This window comes from Serratia grimesii (assembly GCF_900186025.1).
Classification (GTDB): domain Bacteria; phylum Pseudomonadota; class Gammaproteobacteria; order Enterobacterales; family Enterobacteriaceae; genus Serratia; species Serratia grimesii.
This window is the reverse complement of sequence record NZ_LT883155.1, coordinates 2,348,936-2,368,604: the sequence shown is the minus strand read 5'-3', so window position 1 is coordinate 2,368,604 and position 19,669 is coordinate 2,348,936. Positions and strand designations below refer to the sequence as shown.

The 19,669-nt window shown below is 52.6% G+C and carries 23 protein-coding genes; 14 read left to right on the top strand and 9 right to left on the bottom strand.

The annotated features are described in order from the left end of the window. The first annotated feature begins 2 nt into the window (after positions 1-2). The 4 genes from rsxG to dtpA all read left to right on the top strand — a co-directional run bounded on the left by rsxG (position 3) and on the right by dtpA (position 4,096). Entirely contained in the window at positions 3-632 is a 630-nt protein-coding gene (rsxG, locus tag SGBXF1_RS11240) for an electron transport complex subunit RsxG (protein WP_186428380.1), read from the top strand. Beyond that, the gene (locus SGBXF1_RS11235) at positions 629-1,327 is read left to right on the top strand and encodes an electron transport complex subunit E (RefSeq protein ID WP_037418793.1); all 699 of its coding nucleotides are present in this window, start codon (positions 629-631) and stop codon (positions 1,325-1,327) included. The genes rsxG and SGBXF1_RS11235 overlap by 4 nt, the downstream gene beginning before the upstream one ends. After that, entirely contained in the window at positions 1,327-1,968 is a 642-nt protein-coding gene (nth, locus tag SGBXF1_RS11230) for an endonuclease III (protein ID WP_061807531.1), read from the top strand. Before SGBXF1_RS11235 ends, nth begins: the two co-directional genes overlap by 1 nt. A gap of 607 nt (positions 1,969-2,575) precedes the next feature. Further along, positions 2,576-4,096, top strand: coding sequence for a dipeptide/tripeptide permease DtpA (gene dtpA / locus SGBXF1_RS11225; RefSeq protein WP_037418787.1), 1,521 nt, complete (start codon positions 2,576-2,578; stop codon positions 4,094-4,096). Between the two features lie 70 nt (positions 4,097-4,166). Here dtpA and SGBXF1_RS11220 read toward each other — a convergent pair whose 3' ends face one another. Together SGBXF1_RS11220 and SGBXF1_RS11215 are read right to left on the bottom strand one after the other, a co-directional pair. Next, positions 4,167-6,257: a prolyl oligopeptidase family serine peptidase gene (locus tag SGBXF1_RS11220; RefSeq protein ID WP_186428379.1), complete on the bottom strand. Its 2,091-nt coding sequence runs from the start codon at positions 6,255-6,257 to the stop codon at positions 4,167-4,169. Positions 6,258-6,416: 159 nt separating this feature from the next. Further along, a complete protein-coding gene (locus SGBXF1_RS11215; RefSeq protein WP_186428378.1) occupies positions 6,417-6,980 on the bottom strand; it encodes a helix-turn-helix domain-containing protein in 564 nt (187 codons plus the stop codon). Positions 6,981-7,092: 112 nt separating this feature from the next. Between SGBXF1_RS11215 and SGBXF1_RS11210 the strand changes: the two genes are divergently transcribed. Next, the gene (locus SGBXF1_RS11210; protein WP_186428377.1) at positions 7,093-8,286 is read left to right on the top strand and encodes a benzoate/H(+) symporter BenE family transporter; all 1,194 of its coding nucleotides are present in this window, start codon (positions 7,093-7,095) and stop codon (positions 8,284-8,286) included. Here SGBXF1_RS11210 and SGBXF1_RS11205 read toward each other — a convergent pair. Both SGBXF1_RS11205 and SGBXF1_RS11200 read right to left on the bottom strand, forming a co-directional pair. Beyond that, entirely contained in the window at positions 8,270-8,704 is a 435-nt protein-coding gene (locus SGBXF1_RS11205) for a DUF2000 domain-containing protein (protein ID WP_238321029.1), read from the bottom strand. The genes SGBXF1_RS11210 and SGBXF1_RS11205 overlap by 17 nt on opposite strands. A 49-nt stretch (positions 8,705-8,753) precedes the next feature. Continuing rightward, positions 8,754-9,623 (bottom strand): AraC family transcriptional regulator, encoded by an 870-nt coding sequence (locus SGBXF1_RS11200; protein WP_238321028.1) that lies wholly within the window; start codon positions 9,621-9,623, stop codon positions 8,754-8,756. A gap of 138 nt (positions 9,624-9,761) precedes the next feature. Here SGBXF1_RS11200 and SGBXF1_RS11195 point away from each other — a divergent pair, with 138 nt between their 5' ends. The 3 genes from SGBXF1_RS11195 to SGBXF1_RS11185 are packed head-to-tail and all read left to right on the top strand — an operon-like array spanning position 9,762 to position 11,429. Beyond that, entirely contained in the window at positions 9,762-10,250 is a 489-nt protein-coding gene (locus SGBXF1_RS11195; protein WP_186428376.1) for an MEKHLA domain-containing protein, read from the top strand. Beyond that, positions 10,237-10,902, top strand: a complete 666-nt coding sequence (locus SGBXF1_RS11190; protein WP_061807535.1) for an O-methyltransferase — start codon at positions 10,237-10,239, stop codon at positions 10,900-10,902. The genes SGBXF1_RS11195 and SGBXF1_RS11190 overlap by 14 nt, the downstream gene beginning before the upstream one ends. A gap of 23 nt (positions 10,903-10,925) precedes the next feature. Continuing rightward, positions 10,926-11,429 (top strand): cupin domain-containing protein, encoded by a 504-nt coding sequence (locus tag SGBXF1_RS11185; protein ID WP_186428375.1) that lies wholly within the window; start codon positions 10,926-10,928, stop codon positions 11,427-11,429. Here SGBXF1_RS11185 and SGBXF1_RS11180 read toward each other — a convergent pair. Continuing rightward, on the bottom strand, positions 11,394-12,248 hold the full coding sequence (locus tag SGBXF1_RS11180) for an aminoglycoside phosphotransferase family protein (RefSeq protein ID WP_037418767.1): 855 nt from the start codon (positions 12,246-12,248) through the stop codon (positions 11,394-11,396). The genes SGBXF1_RS11185 and SGBXF1_RS11180 overlap by 36 nt on opposite strands. 143 nt (positions 12,249-12,391) lie before the next feature. On the opposite strand from SGBXF1_RS11180, the gene SGBXF1_RS11175 reads away from it, so the two are divergent. After that, positions 12,392-12,769: a RidA family protein gene (locus SGBXF1_RS11175; protein WP_186428374.1), complete on the top strand. Its 378-nt coding sequence runs from the start codon at positions 12,392-12,394 to the stop codon at positions 12,767-12,769. A gap of 10 nt (positions 12,770-12,779) precedes the next feature. Here the strand turns inward: SGBXF1_RS11175 and SGBXF1_RS11170 are convergent, their stop codons facing one another. Beyond that, positions 12,780-13,160, bottom strand: coding sequence for a nuclear transport factor 2 family protein (locus SGBXF1_RS11170; protein WP_186428492.1), 381 nt, complete (start codon positions 13,158-13,160; stop codon positions 12,780-12,782). Between the two features lie 313 nt (positions 13,161-13,473). Here SGBXF1_RS11170 and SGBXF1_RS11165 point away from each other — a divergent pair, with 313 nt between their 5' ends. After that, the gene (locus SGBXF1_RS11165; protein WP_037418759.1) at positions 13,474-13,743 is read left to right on the top strand and encodes a hypothetical protein; all 270 of its coding nucleotides are present in this window, start codon (positions 13,474-13,476) and stop codon (positions 13,741-13,743) included. Here SGBXF1_RS11165 and SGBXF1_RS11160 read toward each other — a convergent pair. Beyond that, a complete protein-coding gene (locus tag SGBXF1_RS11160) occupies positions 13,740-14,135 on the bottom strand; it encodes a nuclear transport factor 2 family protein (RefSeq protein WP_186428373.1) in 396 nt (131 codons plus the stop codon). The two genes, SGBXF1_RS11165 and SGBXF1_RS11160, sit on opposite strands and share 4 nt — an antisense overlap. A 234-nt stretch (positions 14,136-14,369) precedes the next feature. Between SGBXF1_RS11160 and SGBXF1_RS11155 the strand changes: the two genes are divergently transcribed. The 4 genes from SGBXF1_RS11155 (at position 14,370) to gstA (ending at position 17,356) form a co-directional block, all read left to right on the top strand. Then, positions 14,370-15,032 carry an HD domain-containing protein gene (locus SGBXF1_RS11155; RefSeq protein WP_420329898.1) on the top strand — a complete coding sequence of 221 codons (663 nt, stop codon included), beginning with the start codon at positions 14,370-14,372 and terminating at the stop codon, positions 15,030-15,032. 105 nt (positions 15,033-15,137) lie between these two features. Then, positions 15,138-15,404: a DUF3811 domain-containing protein gene (yjbD, locus tag SGBXF1_RS11150; protein WP_037418754.1), complete on the top strand. Its 267-nt coding sequence runs from the start codon at positions 15,138-15,140 to the stop codon at positions 15,402-15,404. A gap of 369 nt (positions 15,405-15,773) precedes the next feature. Next, positions 15,774-16,658 (top strand): 4-hydroxy-tetrahydrodipicolinate synthase, encoded by an 885-nt coding sequence (dapA, locus tag SGBXF1_RS11145; protein ID WP_186428371.1) that lies wholly within the window; start codon positions 15,774-15,776, stop codon positions 16,656-16,658. 92 nt (positions 16,659-16,750) lie between these two features. Continuing rightward, positions 16,751-17,356: a glutathione transferase GstA gene (gene gstA / locus SGBXF1_RS11140; RefSeq protein WP_037418749.1), complete on the top strand. Its 606-nt coding sequence runs from the start codon at positions 16,751-16,753 to the stop codon at positions 17,354-17,356. Positions 17,357-17,401: 45 nt separating this feature from the next. Here the strand turns inward: gstA and pdxY are convergent, their stop codons facing one another. Further along, positions 17,402-18,262, bottom strand: coding sequence for a pyridoxal kinase PdxY (pdxY, locus tag SGBXF1_RS11135; RefSeq protein WP_186428370.1), 861 nt, complete (start codon positions 18,260-18,262; stop codon positions 17,402-17,404). A gap of 65 nt (positions 18,263-18,327) precedes the next feature. Next, positions 18,328-19,602 (bottom strand): tyrosine--tRNA ligase, encoded by a 1,275-nt coding sequence (gene tyrS / locus SGBXF1_RS11130; protein WP_037418742.1) that lies wholly within the window; start codon positions 19,600-19,602, stop codon positions 18,328-18,330. Between the last annotated feature and the right edge of the window lie 67 nt (positions 19,603-19,669).

Sequence of the window (19,669 nt, the reverse complement as noted above, 5' to 3'; positions counted from 1 at the left end):
TAATGCTGAGTTCAATGAGGAAGCATGGCACCACACTGGCGGTGTTTGCCGCAGTAACCACAGGCCTGACTGCCGTGGTACATAGTCTGACGCAGAAGACCATCGCTCACCAGGCAGCCTTGCAGCAAAAGGCGCTGCTCGATCAAGTTGTACCGCCGGAAATTTACGATAACAATATGCAAGCCGAGTGTTTTCTGGTCAGCGATCCGGCATTGGGTAATAGCGCCCCGCATCGCTTGTATCTGGCTCGGAAGAACGGCCAACCCGTCGCAGCCGCATTGGAAACCACCGCACCAGATGGGTACTCCGGTGCCATTAAACTCTTGGTCGGTGCTGATTTCACGGGCACCGTGTTCGGATCGCGAGTGGTGGAACACCACGAAACCCCAGGACTGGGCGATAAAATTGAATTACGTATCTCGAACTGGATCTCGTTCTTCAGCGGCAAGAAGATTGAAGGCCCGGATGATAAACGCTGGGCAGTGAAGAAAGACGGCGGGATGTTCGATCAATTCACAGGCGCCACCATCACCCCACGTGCAGTGGTCAATGCGGTTCGGCGTACGGCATTGTATATGGAAACGCTGCCGCCTAAACTTGATAGCTTACCTGCTTGTGGAGCCAGCGAATGAGTGAAGCCAAAGATCTGATTGTCCAAGGGTTGTGGAAGAATAACTCCGCGCTGGTGCAATTGCTGGGGATGTGCCCACTGCTGGCTGTCACCTCCACGGTGACCAATGCCCTCGGGCTGGGATTGGCGACTACGCTGGTCCTGGTACTGACCAACTCCTCGATATCTGCCGTGCGTCGCTGGGTACCCAATGAAGTGCGTATCCCGATATATGTGATGATCATCGCGGCGGCGGTAAGCATCGTGCAAATGCTGATCAACGCCTATGCCTTTGGCCTTTACCAGTCATTGGGGATCTTTATTCCGCTGATCGTCACCAACTGCATAGTGGTAGGTCGTGCCGAAGCCGTAGCCTCTAAAAAACCGGTTGGTCTTTCAGCGCTGGATGGTTTGGCGATTGGTCTGGGCGCCACCGGTGTGATGGTAACTTTGGGCGCAATGCGCGAACTCCTGGGCAATGGTACCCTGTTTGACGGTGCCGATATGTTGTTGGGGAGCTGGGCCAAGGTACTGCGTATTGAAGTCGTTCATTTCGACAGTCCTTTCCTGCTGGCCATGTTGCCACCTGGAGCCTTCATCGGTTTGGGATTGTTGTTGGCCGTAAAATACCTGATTGATGAACGGATGAAAGCACGCACGGCAAAAGCGCTAACTACCGAAGCAGTGTTGGGTCAAGGACAGGCAGAGAAAGCATAATGAACAAGCAAAAACGGCTGGAAATTCTTACCCGGCTGCGCGACAACAACCCACAGCCAACCACCGAATTGGTGTACACCACGCCGTTTGAACTGTTGATCTCAGTGCTGCTTTCCGCACAGGCCACCGATGTCAGCGTAAATAAAGCGACCGCCAAGCTTTATCCGGTCGCCAATACGCCGGCGGCGATGCTGGCATTGGGTGTCGACGGCGTTAAAAACTATATCAAGACCATCGGCCTGTTTAACAGCAAGGCCGAGAACGTGATCAAAACCTGTCGCATGCTGCTGGAGCTGCACGGCGGTGAGGTACCTGAAGATCGCGCAGCGTTGGAAGCCCTGCCCGGTGTTGGCCGAAAAACCGCTAACGTGGTGCTTAATACGGCCTTTGGCTGGCCAACCATTGCTGTAGATACCCATATCTTCCGCGTCTGCAATCGCACTAATTTCGCACCCGGCAAGAATGTCGATTTGGTTGAAGAGAAGCTATTAAAGGTTGTACCCGCAGAATTTAAGGTTGACTGCCATCACTGGCTGATTCTGCACGGCCGCTACACCTGCATTGCACGTAAACCGCGCTGCGGCTCCTGCATCATTGAAGATCTCTGTGAGTTTAAAGAGAAGGTTTATCCTGACGCCTGATCCTGTTGGGCGCCAACATCGCGCCCATGCTTCATCACGCCGATACCATCAGCCTATTTTTTATCAGAAATGTGATATCAAACAGCAGTAACCTTGGTGTTATCGAGGATTTCAGTAGAAAACCCACTTCCCGCTTATTTTCAAGCGAAAATTTAGTCAAAAATTGCGGCAAACTTCACGTTTTGACGATCACATTATCGTCACAACCACCAGCACCATTTTCCTAAATTTCTATAATTTTACAAAACCCGCCATATGCACAACAATCCAATGGATTAATCACCCCACCTACTGATATGAACTATCAAAATGCATTACAGCAGAATATATCACTGTTTAAATTACGTATAGCTTTTAATCAAAACAAAAACTCGGCAAAACAAATAAAGTCGAACGTTAATGCTGCATAACATTTGTAACATGGTTGTTTCACTTCGCGAACGTTATATGTAACAGGATATGACAAACACCTTGCCTCGTTGACAAAGATAGTGAACATTAACCGCCGTCATCCCATCCTATAACAACGCAGAAGGATGCAGTCCTGCATCACCTTTTGCAATTTCTCGTCTCTCTGGGACGGGGCAGTGAAAAATCAGAGGTACCAGTGTCAACAGCAAACAACAACAGTGAACACCCTGAAAGCGTCAGTTTGAACGCTTTCAAACAACCTAAGGCGTTTTACCTGATCTTCTCGATCGAACTCTGGGAACGTTTTGGTTATTACGGCCTGCAAGGCATCATGGCAGTTTACCTGGTCAAAATGCTTGGCCTGAGTGAAGCCGACTCGATTACCCTGTTCTCCTCCTTCAGTGCGCTGGTCTATGGTTTCGTCGCCATCGGCGGCTGGCTTGGGGACAAAGTGCTGGGCTCCAAGCGCGTGATCGTGCTGGGTGCGCTGGTATTAGCCGTCGGTTATGCCATGGTGGCGTATTCCGGTCATGAGATTTTCTGGGTGTACCTGGGTATGGCAACCATCGCCGTGGGTAGCGGCCTGTTCAAAGCCAACCCATCCTCCCTGCTGTCAACCTGCTATGAGAAAGACGACCCGCGTTTGGACGGTGCATTCACCATGTACTATATGTCCGTTAACATCGGTTCTTTCCTGTCAATGTTGGCTACGCCATGGCTGGCAGTGAAATATGGTTGGAGCGTCGCGTTCTCACTGAGCGTGGTCGGTATGCTGATCACCCTGGTGAACTTTATGGTTTGCCACAAGTGGGTGAAACAACACGGTTCCAAGCCTGACTTTAAACCATTGCACATGCAGAAATTGCTGATGGTGCTGGTAGGTGTCGTTGCACTGGTCGCCATTTCAAGCTGGCTGTTGCATAACCAGGTGATTGCACGTTGGGCACTGGCAATTATCTCCGTTGGTATCGTCATTGTGTTCGCCAAAGAAGCCTTTGCGATGCACGGTGCTGCACGTCGTAAGATGATTGTTGCCTTCCTGCTGATGCTGGAAGCCGTGGTGTTCTTCGTTCTGTACGCCCAGATGCCAACCTCTCTGAACTTCTTTGCCATCCACAACGTTGAGCACAACATTCTCGGCCTGGCATTTGAACCTGAGCAATATCAGGCGCTGAATCCGTTCTGGATCATGCTGGCCAGCCCGATTCTGGCGGCCCTGTATAACAAGATGGGCGACCGTCTGCCAATGCCACACAAGTTCGCTTTCGGCATGATTCTGTGTTCGGGTGCGTTCCTGGTGCTGCCGTGGGGTGCCAGCTTTGCCAATGACCAAGGCATCGTTTCCGTTAACTGGCTGATCCTGAGCTATGCGTTGCAGAGTATCGGTGAGCTGATGATTTCCGGTTTGGGTCTGGCCATGGTGGCGCAACTGGTACCACAACGCCTGATGGGCTTTATCATGGGCTCTTGGTTCCTGACCACCGCGGCAGCTGCACTGATCGCCGGTAAGGTTGCCGGGTTGACGGCCGTTCCTAGCGACATCAACGATGCTCACGCTTCATTGGCCATCTATAGCCACGTATTTATGCAAATCGGTATTGCTACCGCCGTGATCGCCATCCTGATGATGCTGACCGCGCCGAAGCTGTACCGCATGACGCTGGATACCGCAGAAGATACCGATAAGAAAGCGCAGGCTGCTGCTGTAGCCAACTAATCGCTGACGACAGTTTCAGACAGGTAAAAGAAAGCCGGGGCATTAATTTGCCCCGGCTTTTTTATGCGGCTCAAACAGTGGCTTTAGCGCTCAGATTGACCCACATGAACTCACTGACCAATGCCCCATGAAACGCGGACTGTTTTTTATCCGCCGCAGCACTGTGCCCACCCTCTGTGTTTTCATAGAAGTAGACCTGCTGGTAGCCCATATTCTGCATGCGAGCCGCCATTTTACGTGCATGTGATGGGTTAACCCGGTCGTCACTGGTGGCGGTGTAAAACAGCACTGGCGGGTAGGACACACCGGCTTTGATATTGTGATACGGCGAGAAGGTTTTGATGTAGGCCCACTCTTCCGGTTTGCTCGGGTCGCCATATTCAGCGATCCACGACGCACCAGCAGACAACTGGGTATACCGTTGCATATCCAGCAGTGGCACTTCACAGACAATACACCCAAACAACTGCGGGTAAAGTGTCAGCATATTACCTACCAATAACCCCCCATTGCTCCCACCACGCGCACCCAGATGTTGTGACGATGTCACTTTTCGGGCAATCAAATCCTGTGCCACGGCGGCAAAATCTTCATAAGCCCGGTGGCGGTTTTGTTTTAGCGCAGCCTGATGCCAGGCGGGACCATATTCGCCGCCACCACGGATATTCGCCACTACATATACGCCACCACGTTCAAGCCAGGTCGGTGCCTTCGCACCCATATAGCCCGGTAACAACGACACTTCGAATCCGCCATAGCCGTACAACAGCGTCGGGTTGCTGCCATCCAATTTAATGCCCTTGGCCGCGATCTGGAAATACGGTACCTGTGTACCGTCTTTAGAAGCAGCGAAATGCTGGCTGACCTGATAACCGCTGGCATCAAAGTCCTGTGGCCCCTGCTTCAACAGTTCGGCGTCACCGCCATCGAGATTGCCCAGATACAGCGAAGTTGGTTGCAGGAATCCGCTGATGGTCAGGAAATAATCGTTGGTTTCATCATCAATACCACCGGCCGAAATGGTGCTGATCGCCCCAGGTTTGCCCAGCGGTTTGCGTTGCCAGGTTGTGCCCTGTGGCGTCAGTACTTCCAATCGGTTGACCACATTGTCCATGATACTGAGGATCAAATGGTCGCGCGTGGTGCTGTAACCACTCAGCGCAGCCTGTGCCGTCGGGGTGAATAATACTGTCAGCTCACGCTTGCCCGCTAAATAATCATCAAAATGGGTCGCCAGCAGAGCGCCGGAAGGATAACGCACACCGCCAACGTCCCAGTCGCTGCTCGGTTTAATCAACAACCACTCACGGTGCGTGCTGAACTCAGCGTCAGCGGGAATATCAATTTTGACCTGTTGGTCTTGCGCGGTCAGCAGATAGGTTTCACGGCGGTAGAAATCCAGGTTGCGACCCACGTAGTTCCGTTCAAACCCCGGCGTGTGGTCGTGATAGGCAAACACTGCCATGTCCTGTGGCTGCGCTTCATACAGCGTCTGGGCGGTACTCAAAGGTGTACCGCGCTTCCAGCGCTTGGCAATGCGCGCATAACCGGACTGGGTCATCGATCCCGCACCAAAATCGGTGGCGACAAACAACGTGTCCTTATCAATCCACGAAGCCTGGCTTTTCGCCACTGACAAGGCAAAGCCGTCTTTCACAAACTGTTTGCTGACAAGGTCAAACTCGCGAATCTCAGTGGCGTCGCCTCCGTCCGGTGACAGCTCTACCAGGCAATAACGGTATTCGGGTGCCAGTGATTGTGAACCGTGGAATACCCAGTCTTTGCCCTCTGCCTTGCCCAGCGCATCGATATCCAACACCGTTTCCCAGGCGGGTTTGGCTTTACGGTACTCCTGAAGCGTGGTCCGTCGCCATAAGCCTCGCGGGTTGGTTTGATCCTGCCAAAAGTTGTAATAGTAATTGCCGCGTTTGGCGACCCACGGAATTTGGCTGTCTTTATTCAGGATGTCCAACACCTGCGTTTCCACCTGCCGGAAGTCTGCGCTTTGAGCAAAGCGAGCAGTGGTACGCTGGTTTTCCTGTTTTATCCACGTCTGTGCGGCCTTGCCCTGCAACTCTTCCAGCCACAGGAACTCATCGGTGGCATGAATGCCCCCTTCTGCTGCCATCGCCAGGCGGATACTGTTGGGTAATGAAGTCATCGCGAATACGGCTCCTGCGGTTTGTGCACTGAGTTTAATAAACTGGCGTCGATTAGTGACCGTCAAAATCAAGCTCCCTCTCTTGGATAAATAAGACTCATTTTCAATAAAGTAGGTGTTTGACAACACAGAGTCAAAGCTTGTGCCCCTACCGTTGAGTCAAAATTTAGGATAGTGGATCAGATCATGTATACGTACGCTTTGCTGACTGGCATTGCGGTAGGCATGTGGGCGATCGGCCTGAAAGCGCATCGCATCGCCGCTTGCCAGCGAATACCACTGCCCGTCAACCGCCAGCTCCAGTTCACCACTGATGACAATCACATGCTCAATCACCCCCGGTTCATGCGCTGAAGACTCGCTGAGTGCTCCTGGGGCCAGATCGATAACAAACATATCAAAGCCCAGTTGCCGATCGAACGGAAACAGTGGTACGACTCGCATATCGGCGTTGTTCTGATTGAACACTGGCGCATCACCATAACGGTGCAGTGTCGCCTGCTGTTGCAACGGTGATATTTCCAAAAAAGCAGAAAATGCCACATTAAAGCCCGTTGCTATCTTCCACAGTGTCGCCACCGTCGGGCTGGATTCGCCGCGCTCTATCTGTCCGAGCATGGCCTTACTGACACCGGTATTTTCAGCTGCCTGGGCCAGGCTCCAGCCGCGATGCATACGCAAAGATCGGAGTGTCTGAGCCAGATGACTGGACAGTTCCTGCATGTTTGTCTCCCCTGAAATTCTGGCTGATTATAGCCACTTGTGCGCTATAACGCACGATGCTATGCTCACTCCCTCCGTGCGTTATAACGCACAACTGCTATCGGAGTGTGCTATGCGCCCTGCCATCTCTCTGCGTCACCTGTCTTTGCCCGCTGTCATGGCTGGGTTTGTTGCGGTTTTGGTAGGCTACACCAGCTCTGCTGCCATTATCTTCCAGGCCGCCGCCGCCGCCGGGGCGACACCATTGCAGATCGGCGGTTGGTTAAGCATGTTAGGCCTGGGGATGGGAGTAACTTCCCTGGGACTTTCTTTGTATTACCGCACACCCATTTTAACCGCCTGGTCGACTCCCGGTGCGGCACTGCTGGTAACCAGTCTGCCCGGTACGCCGATCAACGAAGCCATTGGCGTGTTTATCTTTGCGTCCGGGTTGATCCTGCTGTGCGGTGTCACTGGGTTGTTCGCCCGGCTCATGGATTATATTCCACAAGCAATTTCGGCGGCGATGTTAGCAGGGATTCTGCTGCGCTTTGGTCTCGACGCCTTCGCGTCATTTCAGGTCAATTTCGTGCTCAGCGCGGGGATGGGGTTAGTATATTTAGTCACCCGCCGCTATTTGGCGCGTTATGCGATTGTGTTAACGCTGCTGGCCGGACTGGCTATTGCAGCGCTGCAAGGCAATATTCATCTTTCACAGCAACCACTGACCCTTGCCATACCGGAATTTATGACACCGCATTTTAGCTGGTCGACACTGCTGGGGATTGGCGTGCCGTTCTTTGTGGTTACCATGGCGTCACAAAACGCCCCCGGAATTGCCACACTAAAGGCCGCTGGCTACAGCGTTCCCACTTCACCGCTGATCAGTTGGACGGCGCTGGTTGCCCTGTTGTTAGCACCGTTTGGCGGGTTTTCGGTATGCATTGCCGCAATTACCGCCGCCATCTGCATGGGCCCAGACGTACACCCGAACCCACAGCGTCGCTATATGGCTGCGGTGGCAGCCGGGGGATTTTACCTACTGGCCGGGTTGTTCGGCGGAGTTATCAGCATGCTGTTCAGCGCATTGCCTACAGCGCTCATCCATACCATTGCCGGACTTGCACTGCTGGGCACTATCGCAGGCAGTTTGCAACGCGCACTGCAAGATGAAAAGCAGCGTGACGCCGCACTGATCGCCTTCCTGATCACCGCGTCCGGTGTGACCTTGCTCGGTGTGGGTTCTGCATTTTGGGGAATTATTGGTGGCGCGCTCGCTCATATCATCTTGTCGTTGCCGCAACGGACAACTAACTCAACAAATTGAGTTTAGCTGTCAACTTACGCACGGTTTTCTTCTCACCGGCCAAGGCGATGCCCAATAGACGCCATTCGGAACTTGGCCGGTTGGCGACGCTCGCAAGGAATTGGGCATAATTGGTCGTTTGCTGGCCATCAACCGGGAACAGGATACGGTCGACCTCCGTTGCGTGCGGTTGTTGCAACAATGCGCTCAACTGTTCCTCACTGGCAGCCAGCACACTGATGCCTATCGGGATCAACCCCGGCCAACATTGCCCATGACTGTCAGCCAATACCTCACCCACCAGCATCGGATGACGCTGTCCCAGCGTGAGCGCCAGTACCGCTGCCGCATTGGCAATATTACCCAGCGGCAAGTCTTGATTAAGCACAATTACACAGCGCTCGGCGAGAGTTGTTTTTGAGGAGAGATCTTCCATCATTGGGTTTCCTGTCGATAAGTAAGCCTGCAGGATACCCAGCCGCAGTGGCTTAATCTGGAAGATTTGTGCACTGTTTCCGGTAATGCGCTGGTGTGAGGCGATAGGCGCGCTGGAACCAGCGGCCCAGATGACTTTGATCGGCAAAACCCAGCTGTGCTGCAACGTCAACGGGTTTTGCTCCTGTGGCTAACAGCCGCCGCGCCTGCGCCAACCGAAGCTGGACCAAATACGCATGTGGCGGCAAACCATAAGTCTGGCGAAACAAGCGGGTCAGTCGGAATCGATCCAGCCCGGTTAACGCTGTCAGCGTTTCCATACGAATATCCTGATGGCTGTTGGCATGAAGATAATCGCGAATTCGCCGCGCCTGATAACCGGAGGTTTCACTCGGTAACGATCGTCGCCAATGCACATGACGGGTCAGTGCACACAGCAGGTTATCCAACGCAAATTGACGCTGTAATTCGCCCTCAACCGGTTGCTGTAACTGCGAGAAAGCCCGCATCGTCACCTGCGCCAGGAGCCGATCGTCGGATAACGTGGCAGCGAAACTGAGGCAGAAGCTGTCAGGAACTTCGGCAAATAACTGACGTAGCTGCAAATCCAACCATTGTGGATTGAGGTACAGCATCTGGTAGGTAAAACCCTCTTCTGCCGGTGCATCACCGTCATGCAGCTCTCCAGGCTCCAGCAAAAACACCTGCCCCGGCGTACTGCGATGACGTTGGCTCCGGCAATGGAACTGCTGTACCCCCTGTTCGGTGACCCCCACCAGGTAATCATCATGCCAGTGGGGATCATAGGCATGCGCATGCCCGCCAAAATGGGCACGAATCAACTCTATACCAGTCGGCCGGTCTTTCTTTAATTCGATCCAGCTGCTCATCGCCACCCTATTTTTGTTAAGCCAACCTTTCATATAGCAGATGTCCTCACGAGCGTCTGGAACAAATGTGCGCGCCAGATATACGAACGTCATTTTCCCCTTCGGCAATCTTCTGCTTAACTGAGAGTGGGGAAAGCTTGTTGCCCATACTGGACCGTTAAGGGAGCCACTATGCCATCTTCCGTGCAAATTGATCTGATTCAACAAATAGACGCCGCCTACCGCCACTGGACAGGCGATGGTTTACCCGGTCCACAGACAATCGCTGACGAGCGACTATCCTGGCTACATCAGCAAGCGCCTTACAGCTTGCTGGCTCACGCAGATGGCGACGATCCGTTGTTTGTCTATGCCAACCACTGTGCTCAGCACTGCTTTGGTTATTCCTTTGATGAATTTATAGCATTGCCTTCACGACTGAGTGCTTCACCGACAGACCGTGCAGAGCGTCAGCAATTGCTGGATAAAGTCACTCTGAAAGGTATTGCGCAGGGATATTGTGGCCTGCGCGTAGATAAATTTGGTGATGCCTTCACTATTTATGACTGCGCGGTGTGGCAAATACCTGGCGGCGGCCAAGGTGCTCTGTTCTGGCCACAACCAAAACGCCGACCTGGCTGGTATAGCCAACAACATCAGGTGAACAATGCAAGACAGTAACCGCTGGGCACAGGTTGACGCTTATCTCGTCGACAAACTTGTAGAACAGGATGACGCTCTGTTGCATGCGTTGGCTACCAACAGTGCAGCAGGATTGCCTGAACACGACGTAGCGCCAAATCAGGGCAAATTGCTGCATCTGTTTGCCCTGATGGTGAATGCCAAGCGTATTCTGGAAATTGGTACCTTAGGCGGTTACAGCACCATTTGGTTGGCACGCGCATTACCGCCGGGCGGCTTATTGGTGACGCTGGAAGCCGATCCACGCCATGCTGAGATAGCCAGACAAAATATTGCCCGCGCAGGACTGAGTGAATGTGTCGTGTTACGAGTCGGTCCGGCTCTCGATAGCCTGCCACAATTACAGCAAGAAGCGCCTTTTGATCTGATATTTATTGATGCCGACAAACCCAATAATCCGGATTATTTGCGATGGGCGCTGGCGTTATCTCGCCCTGGAACAGTGATTATTGGCGACAACGTCGTACGTGATGGCGCAGTCACCGATCCAACAAGCCGTGACGAACGGGTTCAGGGTGTACGACGTTTTTTTGACATGATGGCCAATGAACCTCGGCTCAGTGCCACCGCGTTACAGACCGTAGGCAGTAAGGGTTGGGATGGTTTTTCCATCGCCATAGTTAACCATTAGGTGACACCGTCACGAGATAATCTATGAATGACCAAGCCAGACTGTTAGCTCAGCGTCTGATCCGTAATATTGAGCAGGTTGAAAAAACGCACGATCACCGTCCGCCACTCTATGACAGCATAGGTACTCGCTTGGGTACCGGCACTGCTGCCAACAAATTGGGGGCATCCATCGACGTTGTGGCGCCGGGCATGCGCTCCTGCCCTTATCATTTCCACTATGCACAGGAAGAAATGTTCATTGTACTTGAGGGAACCGGTACCTTGCGGGTTGCCGGAGAGCAGCTGCCGATCAAAAGCGGCGACGTTATTTTTATCCCGCCGGGACCGGAATACCCGCATCAAATCATCAACACGTCAGACGCGCCGTTGAAATATCTTTCCATCAGCACCCGTGAACTGCCCGAACTGGTGGAATATCCGGACTCAGGAAAGTTTTTGGCGGCAGCCCAGTATGGAGATGGTGAACAGGTGCGTTACATACAACGCCCTTCAGCGTCGCTCGATTATTGGCAGGATGAACCCTAAGTCGCCTTCCGGTAGCGTGAGACCTAATGCTCGCGCTGCCTGCTCGGCAACACGAAAATCAATATCAGCCGCCTCGCCGTCTTCCATAAACCAGGCCGCGGACAAGCCTGCCCAAGCGAGGATCCACTGCAACAATCGCTGCCGTTCGAACCCGCCCAATTGACAAACCTGTTCAACCCGGCGGGAAAAAATGTCAGGATCGGTCGCGACACCGTAATTCGGGTTGCAGAAGATATTGGCGTAGTCGAAGGCACGTTCGCCATAGAGACGTTTTGGGTCAATCACCAACCAGCCGCGTTCACCGAAGTCCAACACGTTGTCATGGTGTATATCACCATGCAATACACTCTGTTCGCGCGGACTGGTCAACAATTCCGCCGCCACGCTAGCACTGAGGCGTAGCATGCCACCGTGGGCCTGAGCCGCTGGCCACAGAGAATTGAACCACTGGTGTAAGGGGATAAGATCTGGCAATGGTTTAGAACGAGGCTCATGCAGGCGGGCAACCACCTGACAAAGGATTGCCGTTGCCTGCTGATCGTCACCATCACGAACCATCTGTGCCAACGAACGCGTCCCTTGCGCACGCTCTAACAAAATGCCATCGTCGTGCCACGCGAGAACTTGCGCCGCGCCTTCACCCTGCCACCAGCACATTAATAGTCCGCCGAATTTTTCTTCCTGTTCGCGCGCGATTTTCAACATCGCTGGGGCACCTTGATACCGTACCGGCATGAGCAAGCTGCTGTGGGTTTCAAAAGCCTGGCCGTCGGGCTGCAACTGCCAACGTTGCATATAGGGAATTAAGGCCTGATTCATTACCCTGAAATATCCTTCACAGTTATAAATGAATGTTAGTGATACTATTAGGAATCAATAGATCTCAGCGTACTTCCGATGTTCACCGTTCCATCCTAACCAAGTTTGTTTATTTTTTTAATTAATCTCTCGGGGTTTTTATCATGACATCATTGAAGCGCATTAATTATCCGCATTTGCCCACACCAGGCGCCCCCTATGTCCATGCTGTACGCCATGGGGATACATTGTATATTTCCGGGTTGACGGCATTTGCCACTGAGGCACAAGGGCAAGCAACGCAACAACAAACACAAGCTATTTTGGAACAGTTGGCGACCATCACCGCAGCGGAAGGCACAAATCTAAAAGCGCTGATTAAAATAACGGTATTTTTAACTAATATCAGCGATCTACAGACCATTCGGCCAGTGCTGTTTGATTATTTCGATGGTGCGCTGCCAGCCTGTTCACTGGTTGCGGTCAGCGCACTATTCTCACCGCTGGTTAGCGTTGAGATCGAGGCCGTAGTGGCGCTATGAGATTGGGGCGCTATAAAGCGCCCTCATCCAGCTCACATGGGCCAATTTTGAACCAAGCCTTCGTAATTTTGCCCTGTTCAACCTCATAAATGGCGATCACATTCATTTTGCCGCGCCCCTGTGGGAAATTGCGTGTCACCACTTCCTGATCAATGACCATGCTCCCCAAAGCCATTCGCTTAATACGCTCACCGTACAAACTGGGTTCTTTGAAACGAGTGATGTGACGCTCGCGGATCTCCGCCTTGCCGCTAGCCAACAATGTATCCGGATGCTCATAATACTGTGCATCTTCCGCCCAACACGCCATAAAAGCATCAATATCACGCGCGTTATAAGCATCAAGTTGCTGCTGAACTACGTCTTCTGGCCGTACTGTTTTATTGTTCATCATGCCCCTTCGTAAAAGCTAAATTATTATCAATTCCGCCCAATACGCTCCGAACCTTTCACATTAACGCTATCGTGCTGCATTTTTGTGACGTCAGTTCGCAGATTCATACGCCTCAACAAAATGAATAAATACCCCACAATGCTGCATAAATAAACTAGCATGCATTCCGAAGCGTTCGCCAGTCAGCGCAAAAAATTTCAATAGGGTACCGACGGCAAGAAAAACAGAGGCGCTGCATGCGTTAAGCTTTGCCGCCATCAGGAATATTCTGCTAATTTACCACTAAGAAATTTATTACCGACGAGACGTTATGCAACAAAAACCGGTTATGCACGAAGCCAGACAGTTAAAGCGCCTCAACGCCGCCACGCGACGGCAATCCCATATGTATAAGTGGATTGCTTTTATCGCGGCGATGGACGCTGTGTTGGTGTTTTTTTATGACCGGGATATGCGCAACATTACCTTTTCAGGCGCCGTTGCGCTGGTATGCGGGTATTTATGGATCCGCGATCGTAACAAAGCGCGCGGTTACCGACGGGAGTACGATCGCAAATTTGGCAAGCACAGTGGCCTTTAGCTCTGCATGGCCTCGAGTACTTTCGCACTGTCTACTATTTGCACAAACTTCACAATTTTCCCCTCACGTAACTGATAGATATGCGCAAAGGATGCGGTGAAAGACTTGCCGGTGGCACCATAAGTACCATGATAGAATCCTTGGGCAATCACGTTCTCACCCGCATCATAGAAATGGTCAACATCCGCACGATAACCCTGCCATTCCGTTCCTAAGCGCTGATGAACATTTTTAAAGATCGCCTGTGGGCCAATATAGGTACCGGCATAAGGGAACCCTGCGGCTTCAGTCCATTCCGCATCAGGCGCTAACGCCGCCAGCAGGTTGCGACCATTATCTTCGGCACTGCCGCCCTCATAAGTAGCGCGTACAATTTCAAGATTCGTTGGCATGACATTTCTCCGGTGGCGTGAGCGGGATATCCCGGCCATACCCCACGGACACAGGTTTACACCAAGCGGGGATGACCGGAATAAGGCCATTGTAAGTTGCTTATTCCGGTGCAAAAACCGCAATTATGGCAATAGTCCGTTGCAGTATAGTAAACAATTCTTTTGCTGCATTGTCATAACCGGCTCATTGACGGCTGTTATAATCTGATGCTGTCCGACAACAAGGAACAAAACGTGCATTCTTCCCTGCCGCAAGCACTACTACAGCCGTTCTCACCCTATCAGGAACTGGCGCAAGCATTGCTGCCACTGACTCTCGATTCCGATGATGGCTCACATGACGTGGCTCATTTGCACCGAGTGTGGAAAAACACCTGCAAGATCAGTCAACATGAAGGCGGTGACCGCCGCATTCTATGTGCTGCCGTATTACTGCATGATTGTGTGGCAGTGGAAAAGAATTCGCCACAGCGGCACCTGGCCTCACGCATGGCGGCCGAAAAAGCCGGTTTGCTACTGACCCAGCTGGGTTGGGACATGCAAGATATCGCCAAAACCGCTCACGCCATTGAGGCACACAGCTTTTCCGCCGCTATTACTCCAGAGACACTGGAAGCAAAAATCCTACAAGACGCAGACCGTTTGGACGCCATCGGTATGGTTGGCGTGGCACGTTGCTTTTATATTGGTGGACGCATGCGCAGCGCACTGTACGATGCAGCCGACCCGTTGGCACACCATCGTCAGTATGACGATAAACGTTTTACGCTGGACCACTTCGAAACCAAGCTGTTCAAGCTACAAGACGATTTTCAAACCGCCATCGGAAAAAAAATGGCGCAAGAGCGCACCGAACGTATGCGACGCTTCCTTAGCGATTTGCTGGAAGAAGTGTGACCAGATAATTTCCCCAGTCTGGAATTTCCGTTAAGGCAGCGGCATCTTCGGCTCACTAATTGCTGTACACTGACAGCTATCTTCACTGACCAGGCTACGACGATAATGAAAAAACTGACGCTGAAAGACATGACGGAAAGCGAGCAACGTGAAGTAAAAACCGAGCTGGACAAGGCACGCAAAAGCCTCGGCCGGGCATTAACCAATGCCGAAAATAACAAGATCAAGGACGAAATTGTCGCGCGCATCACCGCCGCCCGCGCAAAAATCGAAAAAGCGACGCGTGCCGAGCGCAAAGCCAACCGCATTCAACCTACTGGGGAAACCTTTAGCTGGACAGCCTCAATCAACAGCACACGCCGCCCTCGCTAACGCGCCCCTAAACCCCGCTTTGGCGGGGTTTTGCTCCCCCATGGTTTATTAGCCAAACTCATCAGCCCGTCGTAATCATGAATAACCGTGTTATCAAGCGGTTGTAAATTGACAGCATCATGCAGAATATTCATTATCATCGCATATCCACTTTTCATGAGACTGCTATGGCCAACCTCAACAACAATGACGCTCCTCAGATGTCGACATTGCGCCTTGATGGTTTGTTGGCGGTTATTTCGAAGAAACAGACGCTCATTTGACTGGGGCGTAGTGTCCCGTCAGATGAGCTGACAGGGCGGTACGCGACTCGTCTCCTCTCTTGTTTTCTCATCTGGCTTCTTATTGCACGCATTGAAGGAAATTAATATGGCCTCATTCTCCGGTATTTGGGTTGCACTGGTTACCCCATTTAATAACAGCGCCGTCGACCTGCCTGCGACTCAACGGCTGGCTCAACACTTGATCGCCTCTGGCGTCGACGGGTTGGTCGTCTGCGGTACTACCGGTGAAGCGGCCGCGCTTAGCAACGACGAACAGCTGGCAGTGCTCGACGCGGTACTGGCCGTGACACCGGCCCATCAAGTGGTGATGGGGCTGTCCGGTAATAACATGAGTGACACACTGCAAATGCAGCAGGCGATCCAACTGCGTGACATTGCTGGTGTACTGATCCCCGCGCCCTATTACATCCGCCCGTCGCAATGTGGTCTGGTAGACTATTTCACCCAGCTTGCCGACGCCTCAAACGTGCCGGTTATCCTGTACAACATTCCGCAACGCACCGGTATTGTGATCGAACTGGCCACCCTTCGTCAGATCGCCCGCCATCCACAGGTAAAAGCCATTAAGGACTGCGGCGGTAATCCGGACACAACCATGGCGCTCATTAACGATGGTGAGATAGACGTGCTGACAGGTGAAGATAATCTGATCCTCACCACGCTGTGCCTGGGCGGCACGGGTGCCATCTCCGCCTCAGCGCATATTCACCCGGAGCGCTTTGTGCAGCTGGTGCAGCAGGTTGCCGACGGAGATCTGATTGCCGCACGTGCAAACTTCTACTCACTGTTGCCGATGATCCACCAAATGTTCAGTTTCCCTAACCCCGCACCGGTCAAGGCTGCATTAGCTCAACAAGGGTTTATCCGCAATGAGTTGCGCTCGCCAATGCAAACCGTACCGCAAGCATTGCAGCAGCAAATTGCCGCTACCCTGGCTCTACTGGAACCGGAAGCGGCATTGATAAGTTAATTTTGTCGGTTAACCCGCTGTAATTTTGACGTTATAGAGCTAGGATCAGAGGTTAAGCATGCCTGTCACTTATCACTATCAAGGAGCTTCCGATGAAACTGTTCTATAAAGCCGGTGCCTGTTCGCTGTCCCCTCATATCGTTCTGCGTGAGGCGGGCCTGGATTTTACGGCGGAAAAGGTTGATCTCGCGCTGAAGAAGACCGAAAGCGGTGCAGATTACCTGACAATCAACCCGAAAGGACAAGTGCCGGCGTTGCTGCTTGATGATGGCAGCTTGCTGACTGAAGGCGTAGCGATTGTGCAATATCTTGCTGATCGTGTCCCGGATCGCGGGCTGATCCCGGCGGCAGGCACGCTGTCACGCTACCATGCCATTGAGTGGTTGAACTATATCGCGACGGAGTTGCATAAAGGCTTCAGCCCGCTGTTTAACCCGAAAACACCGGAAGAATACAAAACCCTTTCACGGGAGAAGCTGGATAAGCAGTTCGACTATCTGGATTCAGTGCTGGCGACGCAGCATTTCTTGTTAGGGGCTCGTTTTAGCGTCGCTGACGCGTATCTGTTCACCATCCTGCGCTGGGCAATTGCTATGCAGTTTGATCTCAAAAAACGCGCCCATTTATCGGCTTATTTTGATCGCGTCGCCGCACGACCGGCGGTGGATGCAACGCTGAGTGCCGAAGGCCTGAAATAATCCCCACGCCCCGGCGAGAAAACTTGCCGGGGCGCTGTATCAGGGTTAAACGCTTACCGCTTTAAATTCGCAAGTCGGTTGTACGATGCGGTCTTGCGCCGCCACTACCTGCAACTCGTACTCACCCATTGCCTGCGTGGTCAGCATGACCTCATAGACTGCTGCCGTCACGTGTTCCAACGCTTTATCCAACGCCTCACCCTTCAGCAAATTAACCAACAGCAAGCCGCTGGTCAGATCGCCCACGCCCACAGGCTGCCGCGAGCCAAAATCCACTAGCGGGCGGCTAATGTGCCAAGCCTGATCGGCCGTGACCAACAACATTTCAAAACAGTCAACATGATAACCTGCGCGACTCAAATGCTTGACCAACACCACTTTCGGCCCTTTGGCAATTAATTCGCGCGCAGCACTTACCGCTTGGTCAACGTTTGCGATAGTCTGCTGGCTCAACAATTCCAGCTCCAGCAGATTGGGAGCGATCATGTCACTGCATGGCAATGCCTGCTGACAGTGAAACTCCGCCACGCCGGGTGCCACAATGCACCCCTTTTCCGGGTGGCCCATCACGGGATCGCAAAAGTACCAGGCGTTCGGGTTAGCCTGCTTGACCTGACGCACGATATCCAGAATATGGCTGCCCTGTTCCGGTGAACCGATATAGCCACTCAGCACGGCATCGCAATGCTTCAGTTGATCAATATCGGCAATGCCTTGTGCAATTTCCGTCAGATGGTTGGCTGGCATCACGCAGCCGGTCCATTTGCCATACTGAGTATGATTAGAAAACTGTACGGTATTCAGTGGCCAAACGTTTACCCCCATGCGACGCATCGGAAACTCTGCAGCACTATTACCTGCATGGCCAAAAACAACATGAGATTGAATAGAAAGAATGTTTTTCATCAAAAACCTGCCCTGACGCCTTAAAAATAAAGGGGCCTCTGAGGGCCCCTTTGCTGCAATTTTGATTACTTCCAATCCACCAGGCAGTAATGTTTTTTACCACGACGCAGAAGTGTGTAGCGACCGAACAGGCGATCGGCATCGCTGAAGGTGTATTCCGCGTTGGACTGTTTCTCACCGTTGATGGTTACCGCATTGGAACCGATCATGGTGCGCGCCTGGCCGCGTGAAGGCACCAATTCGGCATTCACCAACGCCTGTTGCAGATCCGCATCGCCATCAAGTTTGATCGTAGGCATACCGTCTTGCGCCAACTGGGCAAAGTCCGCTTCGGTCATGTCGTGCAGCGCGCCGGAGAAGAGGCTTTGTGTGATGCGCTTGGCCGCAGCCAGGCCTTCAGCACCGTGCACCATACCGGTCACTTCTTCCGCCAGCACATACTGCGCACGTGGCGCCTTGCCGCTGTTCTTGTCTTCTTCTTCCAGCGCGTTGATTTCTGCCAGATCCATAAAGGTAAAGAACTTCAGGAAACGGTATACGTCAGCATCGGCCGTGTTGATCCAGAACTGGTAGAACTTATAAGGACTGGTTTTTTCTGGCGCTAACCAGACCGCGCCGCCTTCGGTCTTACCGAACTTGGTCCCGTCAGCTTTGGTGATCAACGGTACTGTCAGGCCGAAGACCTGCTGCTGGTGCATACGACGGGTCAAATCGATACCGGAGGTGATATTACCCCACTGATCAGAGCCGCCGATCTGCAGTTCAACCTGATGACGGTTGTACAGTTCGGAGAAGTCGAAACCTTGCAGCAAGTTATAGGAGAACTCGGTGAACGAAATACCCGAGTCGTCACGGTTCAGGCGCTGCTTCACCGCTTCCTTGTTGATCATTTGGTTGACGGAGAAATGCTTACCAATATCACGCAGGAAGGTCAGCACATTCATGCCGCCGAACCAGTCGTAGTTGTTGGCGGCAATTGCGCTGTTGCTACCACAGTCGAAATCGAGGAACGGAGAAACCTGTTTGCGGATTTTATCCACCCACTCGTTCACCGTTTCGGTGGTATTGAGCTTGCGCTCAGCCGCTTTGAAGCTCGGGTCACCGATCAAGCCGGTAGCACCGCCCACCAACGCTACCGGCTTGTGACCGGCAAGCTGGAAGCGCTTCAGGCACAACAGAGGAACCAGATGGCCCAAATGCAAGCTGTCAGCGGTTGGATCGAAACCGCAATACAGTGCAATTGGCCCTTGCGCCAGTCGCTCTGCTAACGCTTCCTCATCCGTAACCTGGGCAACGAGGCCCCGCTCTTGCAGTTGTTTAATCAAGTTGCTGCTTGCCATCAATGACTCCATGTATAAACGAATGCACCTTTGTCGGTACACGACCTTTCGCCCACTGGCGAAATAT